The following is a 14,595-nucleotide window of genomic DNA, read 5'->3' on the forward strand; positions in this document are numbered from 1 at the left end:
CGGTGCCGGTCGGATCGAATTGAATCGACGTCCTAGCGTTACCGAATGTAAACGATGAGTGGCAGTCGTGCTACCGCGGGCCGCCCTGGTCGACGATCCGCGTCAGCATGGACAGCAGCGAGCCCTGTTCCTCCCGGGACAGGGGGGCCAGCAGCTTGTCGTTCATCTGTTCGATGCGGTCTGCCACCTGGCCGTGGGTCGACTCGCCTCGCTTGGTCAGCCGTAGCACGTTGCGGCGGCCGTCACGCGGGTCGCGGACCCGGCGGATGAGGCCTCGCTGGACGAGCCTCGCCACCACGTCGGCGACCGTGGATCTGTCGAGCGACGCCCGTTCGCCGAGCGTGCGCTGATCGATGTCGGGATCGGCGAGGAGGCTGTTGAGGACCACGAACTGCGGCGGGGTGGTCTCGGTGGAGACGGTTGTCGTCCACAGCTGGTAGGTCACCTGCTGCAGCCGACGGGCGAGCTGGCCCGGGTGGCTGGACATGTCGACCACGCCGCTGGTGCTGGGCGGCTCGGCCGGCTGCGGGGACAGGGTGGCCGTCCCGGTGGCGCGTTGCCCGGGTAGGCGCTCGCCGGAATGTTCCAGCACGCCGGTGTCTTCACCGACACCCCTGGGCAACTGGTCGGATCGTGTGCGCGCGTTCAGGGTTCGCTTCCAATCCGGTGTCGAAGTGGGCGGCCGACGAGTTCGCCGCAAAGGTCATCATCGCTCATGCCGACGCTCGTTGTCGCCAGGGTGTGAGAATCGGGTGGCGCTCCGACGTCGAAGCCGTAACTCCTGTGGCATGTAGTGAAATTATAACTACGGATAGCCGGACATCCCGGCACTTGCGTAGTACTCTTGTCACCGCTTTGGGGTAGCCATTCGGGGATGTCGCGATCGTGACAGGGGCACCCGCGACCACCCGGCGCCACGCGCGAGGTGCATCACAGGGCACAGGCGGGTACGGGCTGCGGTATGGAGCTTGCGCCCAGAGGTCTGCGGGAGAGTCTGAAACGGGTTGCCGTGACCCTGAAGGAGGCGGACATCCCGTTCGCCCTCGGGGGGAGCTACGCGTGCTGGGCCCGCGGCGGTCCCGAGCCCGTTCACGACGTCGATTTCATGCTGCGGGAAGAGGACGTGCCGCGGGCGGTCGAGGTTCTGGCCGCGGCCGGGCTGCGGCCGGTGGATCCGCCGGAGGACTGGCTCACCAAGGTGTTCGACGGCGAGGTGCTCGTCGATCTCATCCACCATCCGGTCGGTCGGGCGGTTACCTCGCAGATGCTGGAACGGTCCAGCGAGATGTCGGTGGACTCGGTTCGGATGCCCGTCCTGGACGCCACGGACTGGTTTGAGATGACCCTGCTGGCGCTGGAGGAGCGCTACTGCGATCTGGCCCGGGTCCTGCCGATGATCCGGGCGATGCGCGAGCAGGTCGACTGGGACCAGGTTCGCCGATCCACCGCCGCCTCGCCCTTCGCCGAGGCCGCGTTGCTGGTCGCCGCCCGACTCAATCTCATTCCGCCGGTCGATGCCGCCCCGGTGGCCGCCCGGCCCGCCGGGATTGCCGCGTCGGATGGCGGCATTGCGCTGTCCACGGCGGGGCAGCGCGGCGCAACGTTTGGCGGCAGGGCGGAAGGCCGCAGGGTACAAGGCGGCAGGGCTGAAGGCGGCGGGGCTGAAGGCGGCAGGGCTGAAGGCGGCGGGGCTGAGAGACAGGCGCCGGAAGGCATTGGTTTGCGAGCCGGCAAGGAAGATGACGGCCCCGGACCGGAGGGGAAGTCAGGTCTGTCGGCGGAGTCGGGCCGGGCGGGGAGAACGGACCTGGCGGGGGAGTTGGACCTGACCGAGGCCGACGAATACCTCGCGGGAGAGCTGCACGAACGCCTCGCCGAGGATCCGCGGGTCGCGGAGCTCGGGCTCGAGGTGGTGGTCGTCGACGGGCGCATCCTCGTCGAGGGCGAGGTCGCCACCGATGCCCGCCGCCGGGCGGTCGCGGAGGTGCTGGCCGAGGCCGCCCCGGGCAGGCTGGTCCGCAACGAGGTCACGATCACCGGCCGCGCCACGGCGGTCGACGAGACTGCGAGGGTGGAGACAATTTCATGATGCGCATCGCCGCGGTCGGCGACATCCACCTGGGAACGGACAGCGCAGGGACCTTCGCGCCGGTCGTCCGCGGCCTCGCCGGGTGCGCCGACGTGCTGCTGCTGGCGGGCGATCTCACCCAGCACGGGCTGCCCGCCGAAGCCGACGTTGTCGCGGCCGAGGTGGCGGGCGCACCGCTACCCGTCATCGCCGTGCTCGGCAATCACGACTACCACAGCAATGCGGAGTCCGAGATCACCGCCATCCTCACCGCTGCCGGCGTGACGGTGCTCGAAGGCACCGGAACGGTGGTGGACGTCGACGGTGCGCGGCTCGGGATCGCCGGCGTCAAGGGATTCGGTGGCGGCTTTGCCGGCGCCAGCGGATCCGACTTCGGTGAACCGCTGATGAAGGCCTTCGTTCGGCATACGAAGGAGGTCGCCACCCGGCTCCGGAATGCCCTGGAGGCACTCGACTGCGATACCCGCGTCGCTTTGACCCATTACGCCCCGATTCCAGACACTCTGATCGGCGAACGAGCCGAGATCTATCCCTTTCTCGGCAGCTATCACCTGGCCGAGGCGCTGGATGCCGGCGGCGCCGTCCTCGCCCTGCACGGGCACGCCCACGCGGGCTCGGAACGCGGGTCGACGGCGGGTGGAGTGCCGGTCCGCAATGTCGCCCGGCCGGTGATCGGGAAGCCCTGCGCGCTCTACGCCGTCGGCTCCGGCGCGCCCGCAGAGGGGGCCCGGACACCGGCGCCGTCACCGGCTCCGGCGGTCGATCTCGCGGCCCCGACGGCCTCGTGACCAGCGCCCGACGGCCCTGCTGACCGGCCGCCCGACGGCCTCGTGACCGCCGCCCGACGGCCTCGTGACCGCCGTCCGACGGTCCTGCCGACGGCCGGTCCTCCGTCATCCGAGCGTCGATCGGCCGGCCTGCCGCGACGACGAGCGGGGCGTCGTGGATCTGAACAGGCAGACCGGATAGTCGGCGTGGGGGCTCCCCATGGCCCAGGTGGGGGATGCACTCCCGTGTTGCTTGAACGGGTGTGGGTGGGGAGCACCCGCCCGAACGGGCTCGCCGCCCGGGCGGCCATCACCCGCGTGGGCCCCCCGCGGGGACATGGTCCGTCCGGGCGTGTCACGCTGACCGCTGATAGTCCGATCCGGGGCTTTCTACCCCTCTCGAGTGGGCCCGGTCGGGCCCTGCACTCCCCCGGGCGGGGCACCATGACCACCGAGGTGAGTCACCGGGCGTCTGACTCGACCGGACCATTTACTGGCCGACTGCATGGCCCGCCTGTGGTGCCCCCGGATCGTCCGAATGGGGCATGCGGTGCACTCGCCCGACGCCACCCGGAGCGTCCCGCGCGCCGCGGACGGCTCGGGGCCCGCGTGGCGCCTGGCTCGGACCTCGTGGAGGTCACGAGATCCCGGCGTCGGACAACCGCACCTCGACGTCGCCGTGGGCGACCGCGACCTCCAGCCGGGGCTGCCCGGCGGTCGCGGGTCCGTGCGCGACCGCCCCGTCGGCCAGCCGGAACGTGCTGCCGTGCCAGGGGCAGCGCACACAGGTGACGCCGCCGTCGATCACGATTCTTCCCTCGTGCAGGGGCCCGGCCAGGTGGCTGCACCGGTCCGCGAGGACGTCGACGTGATCGCCCTGCCGGAGCAGCAGCAGCGGCACCTCGCCCAGCAGGCGGACCTCCGGGCGGCCCGCGGCCAGCTCGTCCAGTCGGGCGACCCGGTGCCAGCCGGGCGGCAGCAGGTGGGTGACCTCCTCGGCGTGGTTGACCCCCGACGCCTGCCGGTAGGCGAGATGACCGCCCAGGTAGGCCGACGTGCCCGCGACGGCGAGCCCGGCCAGTCCCAGCCGTCGACCCAGCCGGTCGTGCCCGCCCCAGCGGACCAGCAACGACGCGAGGTAGCAGCCGACCGCCAGGCTGTTGGCGCCGGCATGGGCCACGCCGACGCGTAGTTGACGTTGGTGTAGCTCGGAGTAGTCGGCGAGGCCCGCGGCCGCCGCCGCCCCGGCGGCGAGCAGGCCCGAACCGATCAGGACCCGCACCGCCCGTTCGGATCGTTCGTCGTGCCCGCCCAGCAGGTCCACGATCCCCGCGGACAGCCAGGTCCCCAGCGGGAGCTGGGCCAGGGCAGGGTGCAGCGGATGCCCGAGCGGCACCCCGTTGAGCAGGTCGCGCGCCGCCCCGGGCCCCAGGGTGTGCCGCACACGGTCGCGGACCTTCGTCGCCACCGGATCGAGTGCCTCGGCGCGCTCCAGGCGCTCGGCCGGCCCGACGAGAACATCGTGCGGTGTCCGCCTCATGCCTGCGGTGTTCCCGTCCGGGCCTGTCGGCGAACCGCACCGCCCGGCGGAGGGTTTGTTTCGGGCCCCAGCGTGTACATCCCCTGCGCGACGCGGATCCGGCGGGACGAACGGGGTCACCGCCCATCCCCGCGCGCAGTCCGCCGCGCGGGCCGTCGGTTTCTCGACCACCCGTCGCCGTCCGCGATGGCGACGGAGGGAAGGAACGAGACATGGCAGTGGATCGGGGAAGCTCCAAGCACGGCCCGTGGCGGGACGACGCCATGGCGCACGAGGTCTCCGGGTTCGTGCGCAGCGGCCGGGACACCCGGGCGGAGGAGTGGCGTTCCGTCGAACCGACGGACGAGTTGCCCGGCGACGCGCAGTTCCCGGACCCCGCCCAGTCCCGGGCCGGGGCGGCGGCCGGCATGACGTTGGCCGACGTCGAGGAGCGGTCCGAGCTTGCCCGCTGGCTCGGCCGGGCGGTCTTTCCCGCCGAGCGGGAAGAGATCATGGATCATCTCCGCCACCAGCACGCCCCGGACCGGGTGATCGAGGAGGTCGAAGCGGCGCCACCCGGCGTCCAGTTCACCTCCGTCGGCGAGCTGTGGCGGGTGCTGCGGCAGGAGGTCGACGCCCAGTCGGCGCGGAGCTGACGGACCGCGTTCGACCGGAGGCCGGGCGGCGGGCGGTGTGCGGTGTGCGGGGCCGGGCTGTGACCGGGTGCGAGGGGACGGCCCGGGTGTCCGCTGTATGACAGCAGCCGCCACCGTGGCGCCTTCGGGTGGGAAACCTTTGCGTGGCAGGGGAATGTGGCGGTCGTCATGAGGACGATTGCATGACGCCGACACCACCGGGGCACAGAGCAGCCATGGGACGCACTGTGCTGGATCGACGGCCACGCACATCTACCACCCGTGGCTCCGCAACCCGGGACTCCCGCGCAACCCGGGACTCCCGCGCCACCGCGGCCGCCCGACCCGCATCGGCCCGGCCCGCCGGGACCACGTCGACCCGGTCTCCCGGGGGTGCCGGATCGGTCGCGGCGGTGGGTGCGGCCACGGGTCGGGCCACGGGACCTTCCCCCGCTCGGGCCGCGCGCCCGGCACCGGTCCGCACGGCGGCGACCACGTCGACCAGGCCGCCCGCCGCTCGTCGGGGACCGGCGGAGCCGATCAGCCTCGGCCGTCTGATCGGCTGGGGGTCGGCGGCGAGCGTCGCGTTCCTGGTGTTCTTCGCACTGCTGGGTGCGTTCGGGGTGCTGACGTTCGGAGCCCTGGCCGGCCTGTGGGCACTCGGCGTCGCCTGGATCATGATCTTCGGACCGCCCACCTTCGACCGGCGGGTCGTGCACACCTACCGCCAGGCGGCGCGGGCTTCGCTGGTCGACGCGGGTTCGGCCGCGCTCAGGTTCCTGCGCTCGTCGGGCCGCTCGCTCGGCTCGTCCGTCCGCTCGGCCCACCGGGCGGGCCCGCAGCGGGCAGGGCAGTCAGATCGGGCGGCGAAGACGGGGCAGGCGACGCGGTCGGCCGGGGGATTCGGCGCGGCGAGCGTGCTGCGGGCGACCCGGCGCCGCCCGGCCGATCGTTCGGAGCAGGCCGCCGCCTCGGGCGGGCAGGTCACCGCCGCGGGCGGGCAAGTCACGGCCGCGGGCGCGCGGGCCGATCGTGCGGGGACGTCGGGCTGATCCGCGTACCCGGATGCGGGGGCGACGGGACCGGCGCCGCTCCGACCAGGAAGCGGGCCGGCCGGTGGCCTGCCAGCGCACGTGCGCGCACCTGGGTTGAGGGCGGCGCCGCGTGACCTGTCACACCCGTGGGTAGGAGTGAGTTCATGGGTACGCGTGGGCTCGGTAACCGTGACCGACAACCCGGATCGGGCGGCCTGTTGCAGACCCTCGTCTCCGGCCTCAACCAGACCGAACGGGACGCGACACTGCGGCTGCTTCGCCGACGCCTGGTCGAGGACCGGGCGGCGGCGTCGGGCGGTCAGCGCGACCGCCAGGTGGACGTCGGCCCCCGCAGCCGGGCAGCCCGCGGGCCGGCGAAGAGCCGCGGGGCGGGCCGCCAGCGGTGAGGCGGGGCGGCGTCAGCCGCAGCAACCTCCGCCGCAGCACGCTCCGCCGCCGCCCGACGGCGCAGCCATGGCCGGAGCGGCCGCGCCGCGGCTGACGGCCACCGCGGAGAAGACCCGCGAGGTCTCGGCGTGGCCGGACGGGCAGGTCACTCCGTCGGTCGGGGTGGATTCGGTGATGCTCCGACGGACCTCGAAGGAGGCGTCGCACACCCGGCAGCGGTAGTCGTAGGCAGGCACATCACCAGGGTATGTGGCCCGGCCGCGTCCTGGTCGCGGTTCGGCTGGCCCCCGCACGGAAGGGCGCGGCGGCGGCCGGAAGTGCGCGTTTTCGTCCGGATGTGGGGGATGTGGCATGGTGCCCGCCTCGGCGGGACGGCCGTCGTACCCTGACAGCCATGGAGCCACCGGAGGGTCCGCAGGTGGTCGCCGAGGTCGTCCGGGGGCTGCGCAGCGGCGCACCGTTCGTCGAGAGCCTGCATCACGGCACCGTCGTCGGTCTCGGTCGCGATGGTGCCGTCGCCCTGCGGGTGGGCGCGCCGGACAGGCCCGTGTTCCCCCGTTCGGCCGCCAAGCCCTTTCAGGCCGCCGCGATGCTGCGGGCCGGTCTCGACGGGGTCTTCCTGAGCCGGGACATCCCGAGCGACCTGCTGGCCGTGGTCGCGAGTTCGCACAGTGGCGAACCGGCCCACCTGGCCCGCGTGCTGGAGATTCTCTCCGTCGCCGGCTATTCCGCCGATGCCCTGCGCTGTCCCGCGGACCTGCCGCTGGGCACCGCCGCGGCCGAGGCCCACCTGCGCGCCGGCGGGCGCGCCGAACCGGTCCTGATGAACTGCTCGGGCAAGCACGCCGGCATGATCGCCTGCTGTGTGGCCGCCGGCTGGCCGGTGCGGAACTACACCGAGCCGGACCATCCGTTGCAGCAGGAGATCCGCCGCACGGTCGAGGACCTGATCGGTGAGGAGATCGCCGGCACGACGGTGGACGGCTGTGGCGCACCGCTGTTCGCCTTCTCGCTCACCGGGCTCGCTCGCGGGTTGCGGGCGATGGTGCAGGCGGCAGCGGGCAGCCCGGAGCGGCGCGTCGTCGACGCCATGCGCGCCCATCCCGAGCTGGTCGGCGGGGTCGGGCGCCCCGACACCGACCTGATGCGCGCCGCGCCGGGCGTGCTGGCGAAGAACGGCGCCGAGGGCGTCACCCTGGTCGCAACGCTCGACGGGCACACCGTCGCCATCAAGATCGCAGATGGGGCCGGGCGGGCGGGCATCCCGGTCGCACTGGCGGCGCTGAACCGCCTCGGCGCGCTGCCCGGGGTGGACACCCCGGGCCATCTCGAACTCGACATGGCTCAGCTCGCCGTGCTGGGGGCGCCGACGGTGCTTGGCGGCGGGCGGCCCGTCGGCTCCCTGCGGGTGCGCCTGCCCGGCTGACGGGGCAACGGCTCGCGGTCGGGGCGGATCCGCCGGCACCGAACGCGAGTAGGGCTCATCAACGGCTGCGCTGGCCTCGCCGCCCCGGCCGGTGGTGACGGGTCGGGTCGGGGGGCAGGCGGGGACGGCCCGCGACGGTGACGGCCACCGGCGGGATGATCGCCGCGATCACCATCATGATCATGGTGGCGGGGAGGGAGTACATCCGGACCACCGTGCCGCCCGCGATGAACAGGGTGAGCGCGATCGACATCAGGATCAGGTAGCGCCGCCGCACCACCGGGTCGGCGCCGGGCCGCGGCGGCGCGGGCGAATCGGCTCCCGGCTGGGACCGGCGCGATCCAGCCGCCCCCGGACCGTCGCCACGCGTGGCTCGCGGCCCGCCGGGGGTGTGTGGCCCGCCTGGGGGATACGCCCCAGTCTTGGGATACGCCCCAGTCTTGGGATGGGGTCCAGTCTTGGGATGGGGTCCGGTCTCGGGATGGGGTCCGGTCCGGGGATACGCCCTGGCCTGGGGATGGGGCCTGGTCTGGGGATGGGGTGAACCGCCACGGGTGTGGCCCGGTCCGGCGGTGCGCGGCCGGCCCTCGTCGGTGAGCCGCAGGTCGTAGCGGCGGCGCAGGTCGGGGTCGCTGAGGATCCGGTAGGCCACGCTGACCCGGGTGAAGGCCGACGGCGAGCCGCCGGCGTCGGGATGGGTGCGCCGCGCGGCGACCCGGTACGCGTGGCGGATCTGGTCCGCGGTGGCGCCGGGGGCCACCCCGAGGACCTCGTACAGCGAGGGCTTCGTACCCACGGGCGCCTCCCGGCCATCCTCGATCACCCGATCGGGCGGTCGGGCGGCACCGCGTCATGGCGAAAGTACGGGCACGTGACCAGAATGAGCGCCGAACCGCCCGAAGGCGAGCGCGAGACCGGCCACCCGGACCGATGCTCAAAGTAACATTCTACGCACTCTGCGATTTGAGTGAGCGTTTCGTGCTCGCGACCAGCCCCCCGCGTGCGGGGCCGGTCACGTCCCCGGCTCCCGCCGGGGGCGCGCCGCCGGGGCCGGCGCGCAGCGTGCGCACGGGTGACACGGGAATGGGGACATGGCGCAGGTCGTGAAGATCGTCGATGAGGTCGCGTCGCTGGTGGGCGAGCCTGACATCGCGGACCGGCTGACCGTCACCGGTCCGGCCGACGTCCTGCCCAGCCTGTACCGGGTGACGACGGTCGCGACCGCCTCGGTGGCGGCCGCGGCGGTCGGAGCCGGGCGGCTGCTGGCCGCCCGCACCGGCGGCGGCCCCCCGGACATCACCCTCGACACCCGCCACGCCGGTGCCGCCTTCCGCAGCGAACGCCACCTGCGCATCGACGGAAAGGCGCCGCCCGGCCCGTGGGACCCGATCTCGGGCTACTACCCCACGGCGGACGGCCGCTGGATCCAGCTGCACTGCAACTTTCCGCACCACTGTAACGGGGTGCTGGACCTGCTCGGGGCGCCGAATGACCGCGCCGCCGTCGAGCGGGTGATCCGGCGGGTCGACGCCGCGCCGCTGGAGCTGGAGCTGCAGGCCATGGGGCTGTGCGCCAGCATGGCGCGGGCGGAGCCGGAGTGGGCCGAGCACCGGCAGGCCGGGGCGGTCGCCGACCTGCCGCTGATCGAGGTGAGCCGGCTCGGCGACGCCCCGCCGGCCCGGTTCGCACCGACGGAGACGCCGGCCGCCGGCCTGCGGGTGCTGGACCTGACCCGCGTCATCGCCGGCCCCATCGCCGGGCGCACGCTCGCCGCCTACGGCGCGGACGTGCTGCGGGTCGGCGCCGCCCACCTGCCGGAGGTGCACGGCCTGCTGGTCGACACGGGGTTCGGCAAACGCAACGCGTTCCTCAACCTGCGGGTTGCCGCCGACGCCCGCCGGCTGCGGGAGCTCATCGCGTCCGCCGACGTGCTCCTGCAGGCCTACCGGCCGAGCGCGCTGGACCGGCTCGGGTTCGGCCCGGACGCCGTCGCCCGGATGCGGCCGGGCATCGTCTACGCCAGCATCAGCGCCTACGGCCGGCAGGGGCCGTGGAGCGGGCTGCGCGGCTTCGACAGCCTGGTCCAGACCGCCTCGGGCATCGTCCTCGCCACGGCCGAGGCGGCCGGCGCGTCGAGCCCGGTGCCGCTGCCGGCGCAGGCGCTCGATCACGGCACCGGCTACCTCGCCGCGTTCGGGGTGCTCGACGCGCTCGCCCGTCGGGTGCACGAGGGCGGGAGCTGGCACGTGCGGGTCTCCCTGGCCCGGACCGGGCGGTGGTTGCAGGATCTCGGTCATCACGACACCCTCGACCTCCCCGACCCGACGGCGGACGACGTCGACGACTACCGCTCCTGCCTCAGCAGTGAGTTCGGTGAGCTTTCGTACATCCGGCCGGCGGCGACCGTCGCCGGGGTGGCCCCGCGCTGGCTCTCCGCGCCGGCCCCCCTCGGCACCAGCCAGGCGGTGTGGTCGGCGCCGCGCTGACCGCCTGCGCTGACCACGGCGAAAGCGGTTTCGGGACGGCGCTCCCCACGTTGCGGCGCGTGTACGACCCGCGCGGATTGTAAACAGTGGGCGCGCCGGGACGCCACTTTTGTGTCATCCAGGTAACAACCTGATATGTGTACTTTCGGTCGATCTGCCCGGGGACTACGTTTCCGCCATCTCAGCGGAGAGTGCGTGCGGGTCGGCCGGATCATCCCGCCGATCCGGGGACGACTTCCGGGGGGCGGTCGGGGGCGGCGCGCAGGGGCGCGTCATCCTCTAGGCGGTGGCGCGCCGGCTCGACGTCGGTGGCGCCGGGGGTAGCTCGTAGCTGGGTCGGTCGTGGCATCGGGCTTGCGATCGGCGGACCGGAGGAGGAAATGCATGCGTAGGCGCCCGCTCCTGGGAGCGATAGCCCTCGCCGCGGCCGTGACGATGACCGCCGCGGCCTGTGGGAGCGACAGCGGCGGTGGTTCTTCCGGAGACGGCAAGAAAACGATCACCATCGGCTTCCAGGGCGTTCTGTCGGGCGACAATCAGCAGCTCGGACTGAACGCCCTTTACGGCGTACGGACCGCGATCGCGGAGGTGAACGCCGACACGAGCTCGCCGTTCCAGCTCAAGCTCGCCGAGTCCGACGACGGCGGTTCCCCGGACCAGGGCCCGACGGCCGCGCAGAAACTGATCGACGACTCCAAGGTCGTCGCGGTCGTCGGCCCGATGTTCTCCGGCGCCACCAAGGCCAGCGAGCCCGCCTACACCCAGGCCGGCCTGCTGTCGGTCAGCCCGTCCGCGACGAACCCGGCGCTGACGACGCTGGGCTTCAAGACCTTCTACCGGGTCATCGCGCCGGACACGGTGCAGGGCAAGGCCGCCGCCGACTACGTGGCCACCGTCCTGCAGGCGAAGAAGGTCTATTCGCTGGACGACAAGAGTGAGTACGGCACCGGCCTGTCCGGCGCCCTGGAGCCCGAGCTCACGGCCAAGGGCGTGCAGGTCACCCATGACGGCATCAACCCGACCAAGGACTACACCTCCGAGGCCACGAAGATCATCGCGGCGGCTCCGGACGTCCTGTACTACTCGGGCTACTACGCCGAGCTCGCCCTGCTGTCCAAGGCGCTCAAGGACAAGGGCTTCACCGGCAAGATCGCAAGTGGGGACGGCTCGCTCGACCCGCAGTACGTCGCGCAGGCCGGCGCCGCCGCCGCCGAGGGTACCTACCTCACCTGCCCCTGCGGCGACGCGAACACCGACCCGAAGGCCGCCGCGTTCGTCGCGTCCTTCAAGAAGGTCAACAAGGGCGCGAAGCCCGGTACCTACTCCGGTGAGGCGTACGACGCCACCCTCGCGCTCGCGGACGTGTTCAAGAAGCTCGGCAACGACGTCAGCCGCGAGTCGGTCGCGAAGGCCTTCGGTGCCGTGAACTTCCAGGGCATCACGAAGACCGTCGCCTTCGAGCCCACCGGCGAGGTCAAGGGTTCCAACGTGTTCGTCTACCAGGTCAAGAACGGCGCGATCACGGTTCTCGGGAACACCGCGGATCTGATCAAGTCCTGACACCGGTGCGGGCGGTGGCCGGGTGCGATGCGCATCCGGCCACCGCCTCGCCGCGTCGGGCGAAACATCCGCCTGGCAGAACGGACTTTCCAGTACCAGAATCAACATCCATCACCAGGACGCGCATCCGCCACCGGAACGCACCTTCTGCCGGGCGAACGAGCCACGCGACGAACGAGGCACACGTATGGGTTTCCTCGACCAGTTCTGGCAGCTGACCATCGACGGACTGATGGTCGGCTCGCTGTACGCGGTCATAGCACTCGGGTACACACTCGTGTACGGGGTTCTCCAGCTCATCAACTTCGCGCACAGCGAGGTGTTCATGCTGGGATCCTTCGGCGGCCTGTTCGTCGCCCGAGCCCTGCTGCCCGACGACGGGTCGGTGCCCGGGGGGCTCGCGTCGGTGGGGCTGGTGGCCGTCGGCCTCGGCGCCGGCGCGGTCTGCGGCGGGCTCGCCGCGTTCACCCTCGAACGCGTGGCCTATCGGCCGCTGCGGCGCCGCTCCGCGCCCCGGCTGGCCTACCTGATCAGCGCGATCGGGGCGTCGCTGTTCGCCGTGAACCTGGCCGGCAAGGAGTTCGGGCGGCAGAACGTCGACCTGCCCGACCTGTTCCACAACGGCACGGTCTTCACGGTCTTCGGCGCCGACGTCTCCACCCAGTCGCTGGTCATCTTCGCCGTCGCGGTCGCGATGCTGATCGGGCTGGACCGCCTCGTCGCCGGCACCCGCCTCGGCCAGGGCATCCGGGCCGTGGCCCAGGACGCCGACACCGCCGTCCTGATGGGCGTGAACGTCGAGCGGATCATCATCGTCACGTTCGTCGTCGGCGGCCTGCTCGCCGGCGCCGGCGGCTTCCTCTACGCGATGACGTTCAACGCCTCGTACAGCATGGGGTTCGTCCCCGGGGTGAAGGCGTTCACCGCGGCGGTCCTCGGCGGCATCGGCAACGTGCGCGGCGCGATGCTCGGCGGCCTGCTGCTCGGCCTGGTCGAGAGTTATGGTGGCTACCTGTTCCAGGCGTCCTACAAGGACGTCATCGCCTTCCTCGTCCTGGTGGCGATCCTGATGATCAGACCGTCCGGCCTGCTCGGCGAGCGGCTGGGGCGGGCGGCATGAGCACGCCGCCCCCCGCCGGCCCACCCGGCCCGCCCGACCCGGCGGGCCCCGGCAGTGGGGCCGCCACCATGCCGCTGCGCGTCGCCGGGAGTCGATCCGGCCCCAGCGGCTCGGCCGCGCCCGGCGCCTCCGCCGATTCCCTCGCCCGCGCCGATCCCCTCGCCCCCGCCGATCCGGTCGGCCACGGCGGTCCCTCCGGTCCTGGCCCCGGCGGCGGCCCGGGGCTGCCCGCGTGGCATCCCGCGGTGCTGTTCGCCCCGGCCCGGCTGCGCCAGCTCGGCGCGCTGCTGCTGGTCGGCGTGCTCGCCGCGATCGTCACCGGCCCGACGGGCAACTCCGACAAGCCGCTGCAGGCGGCGAAGGACTCGATCGTCGACGTCCGGATCGTGCTCTACCTGGGGCTCGCCGCCGCGCTGTGGGTGCTGCTGGTGCTCGGCGCCGAGCTGCGCGGCGCCCTGGAGCGACTGAGCGCCCCCGTGCGCGCGCCGATCGGGGCGGCCTACGGCCGCCGCGGCGGTCCGATCGTGCTGAACCTGGTGCTGCTCGCCGTCGCGATCCTCGCGCCCCTGGTGGTCTCGACGGCCGCCCAGCAGTCGATGGTCAACGACATCGGCATCTACGCGCTGCTCGCCCTCGGCCTCAATGTCGTCGTCGGCTACGCCGGCCTCCTCGACCTCGGCTACATCGCGTTCTTCGCCATCGGCGCCTATGCGACGGCCTACTTCACCTCGCAGACCGCGATGCCCTGGCACGCGCCGTTCGTGCTCAACCCGTTCTTCGTCTTCCCGATCGCCCTCGTCCTCGCGGCGCTCGCCGGAGTCATCCTCGGCGCGCCGACGCTGCGGCTGCGCGGGGACTACCTGGCGATCGTCACCCTCGGCTTCGGCGAGATCATCCACCTGGTGGCGAACAACGCCGACGGCATCACCAACGGGGCCCGCGGCGCCTTCGGCGTGCCGCACCTGTCGATCGACCTGCTCGGCATCGACTACAAGTGGGGCATCGACCCGCTGCCGTACTACTACCTGCTGCTCGCCATCGTCATCGGGGTGATGATCGCCTTCGGCCGGCTGGAACGCTCCCGGATCGGCCGGTCCTGGGCCGCGATCCGGGAGGACGAGATCGCCGCCGAGGCGACCGGGGTGGCGACGCTGCGCATGAAGCTGCTCGCCTTCGCGATCGGCGCGTCGGTGTCGGGCTTCGCCGGCGTGTTGTTCGCCTCCAAGCAGTTCTTCAACCCGCAGAGCTTCAGCCTGCAGGCGTCGTTCTTCGTCGTCGCCGTGGTCATCTTCGGCGGGATGGGCTCCCGGCTCGGCGTCGTGGTCGGCGCCGTCGTGCTCCAGGGGCTCGCCTTCTACCTGCGGGACAAGGTGCAGCCCGCGGACCGGTACATCTACTTCGGGGCCGTCATCGTGATCATGATGATCTTCCGCCCGCAGGGGCTCGTGCCCTCGCGCCGCCGCCGGCGCGAGATCGAGTTGGCGGAGGAGGGCATCGGCGCCGCCGACTCCCTCGGCGCGGCGCCGACGGGAGGGCACCGGTGAGCCGGGC

At 72.6% G+C, this 14,595-nt stretch carries 14 protein-coding genes; 10 read left to right on the plus strand and 4 right to left on the minus strand.

Annotated elements, in window-relative coordinates:
- Nucleotides 1-70: 70 nt before the first annotated feature.
- A complete protein-coding gene (locus FRAAL_RS03070) occupies nucleotides 71-592 on the minus strand; it encodes a MarR family winged helix-turn-helix transcriptional regulator (RefSeq protein ID WP_197537241.1) in 522 nt (173 codons plus the stop codon).
- A gap of 576 nt (nucleotides 593-1,168) precedes the next feature.
- On the opposite strand from FRAAL_RS03070, the gene FRAAL_RS03075 reads away from it, so the two are divergent.
- Together FRAAL_RS03075 and FRAAL_RS03080 are read left to right on the plus strand one after the other, a co-directional pair.
- A complete protein-coding gene (locus tag FRAAL_RS03075) occupies nucleotides 1,169-2,089 on the plus strand; it encodes a BON domain-containing protein (RefSeq protein ID WP_308205974.1) in 921 nt (306 codons plus the stop codon).
- Complete coding sequence (locus FRAAL_RS03080; RefSeq protein WP_011601956.1) at nucleotides 2,086-2,877, plus strand: metallophosphoesterase family protein; 792 nt, start codon at nucleotides 2,086-2,088, stop codon at nucleotides 2,875-2,877. Before FRAAL_RS03075 ends, FRAAL_RS03080 begins: the two co-directional genes overlap by 4 nt.
- Nucleotides 2,878-3,493: 616 nt before the next feature.
- On the opposite strand, the gene FRAAL_RS03085 is transcribed toward FRAAL_RS03080, so the two are convergent.
- Nucleotides 3,494-4,396, minus strand: coding sequence for a Rieske (2Fe-2S) protein (locus FRAAL_RS03085; protein WP_041938751.1), 903 nt, complete (start codon nucleotides 4,394-4,396; stop codon nucleotides 3,494-3,496).
- 212 nt (nucleotides 4,397-4,608) lie between these two features.
- Between FRAAL_RS03085 and FRAAL_RS03090 the strand changes: the two genes are divergently transcribed.
- The 3 genes from FRAAL_RS03090 (at nucleotide 4,609) to FRAAL_RS03100 (ending at nucleotide 6,451) form a co-directional block, all read left to right on the plus strand.
- Nucleotides 4,609-5,031 carry a DUF2795 domain-containing protein gene (locus tag FRAAL_RS03090; protein WP_041938752.1) on the plus strand — a complete coding sequence of 141 codons (423 nt, stop codon included), beginning with the start codon at nucleotides 4,609-4,611 and terminating at the stop codon, nucleotides 5,029-5,031.
- Between the two features lie 392 nt (nucleotides 5,032-5,423).
- Nucleotides 5,424-6,062, plus strand: coding sequence for a hypothetical protein (locus tag FRAAL_RS03095; RefSeq protein ID WP_011601959.1), 639 nt, complete (start codon nucleotides 5,424-5,426; stop codon nucleotides 6,060-6,062).
- 146 nt (nucleotides 6,063-6,208) lie between these two features.
- Nucleotides 6,209-6,451, plus strand: a complete 243-nt coding sequence (locus FRAAL_RS03100; protein ID WP_041938753.1) for a hypothetical protein — start codon at nucleotides 6,209-6,211, stop codon at nucleotides 6,449-6,451.
- A 12-nt stretch (nucleotides 6,452-6,463) separates the two neighbouring features.
- Here FRAAL_RS03100 and FRAAL_RS31265 read toward each other — a convergent pair whose 3' ends face one another.
- On the minus strand, nucleotides 6,464-6,688 hold the full coding sequence (locus FRAAL_RS31265) for an FmdB family zinc ribbon protein (RefSeq protein ID WP_083866692.1): 225 nt from the start codon (nucleotides 6,686-6,688) through the stop codon (nucleotides 6,464-6,466).
- Between the two features lie 158 nt (nucleotides 6,689-6,846).
- Here FRAAL_RS31265 and FRAAL_RS03105 point away from each other — a divergent pair, with 158 nt between their 5' ends.
- Nucleotides 6,847-7,878, plus strand: coding sequence for an asparaginase (locus FRAAL_RS03105; protein WP_011601962.1), 1,032 nt, complete (start codon nucleotides 6,847-6,849; stop codon nucleotides 7,876-7,878).
- Nucleotides 7,879-7,936: 58 nt separating this feature from the next.
- On the opposite strand, the gene FRAAL_RS03110 is transcribed toward FRAAL_RS03105, so the two are convergent.
- On the minus strand, nucleotides 7,937-8,674 hold the full coding sequence (locus tag FRAAL_RS03110) for a DnaJ domain-containing protein (RefSeq protein WP_157891972.1): 738 nt from the start codon (nucleotides 8,672-8,674) through the stop codon (nucleotides 7,937-7,939).
- A 295-nt stretch (nucleotides 8,675-8,969) separates the two neighbouring features.
- On the opposite strand from FRAAL_RS03110, the gene FRAAL_RS03115 reads away from it, so the two are divergent.
- The 4 genes from FRAAL_RS03115 to FRAAL_RS03130 all read left to right on the plus strand — a co-directional run bounded on the left by FRAAL_RS03115 (nucleotide 8,970) and on the right by FRAAL_RS03130 (nucleotide 14,588).
- Nucleotides 8,970-10,364: a CoA transferase gene (locus tag FRAAL_RS03115; RefSeq protein ID WP_011601965.1), complete on the plus strand. Its 1,395-nt coding sequence runs from the start codon at nucleotides 8,970-8,972 to the stop codon at nucleotides 10,362-10,364.
- Between the two features lie 384 nt (nucleotides 10,365-10,748).
- On the plus strand, nucleotides 10,749-11,924 hold the full coding sequence (locus FRAAL_RS03120; RefSeq protein WP_041938754.1) for a branched-chain amino acid ABC transporter substrate-binding protein: 1,176 nt from the start codon (nucleotides 10,749-10,751) through the stop codon (nucleotides 11,922-11,924).
- Between the two features lie 187 nt (nucleotides 11,925-12,111).
- A complete protein-coding gene (locus FRAAL_RS03125) occupies nucleotides 12,112-13,044 on the plus strand; it encodes a branched-chain amino acid ABC transporter permease (protein WP_041938755.1) in 933 nt (310 codons plus the stop codon).
- Nucleotides 13,045-13,112: 68 nt separating this feature from the next.
- Entirely contained in the window at nucleotides 13,113-14,588 is a 1,476-nt protein-coding gene (locus FRAAL_RS03130) for a branched-chain amino acid ABC transporter permease (protein ID WP_011601968.1), read from the plus strand.
- Nucleotides 14,589-14,595 lie beyond the last annotated feature (7 nt).

It is taken from the genome of Frankia alni ACN14a (assembly GCF_000058485.1).
Taxonomy (GTDB): Bacteria; Actinomycetota; Actinomycetes; order Frankiales; family Frankiaceae; genus Frankia; species Frankia alni.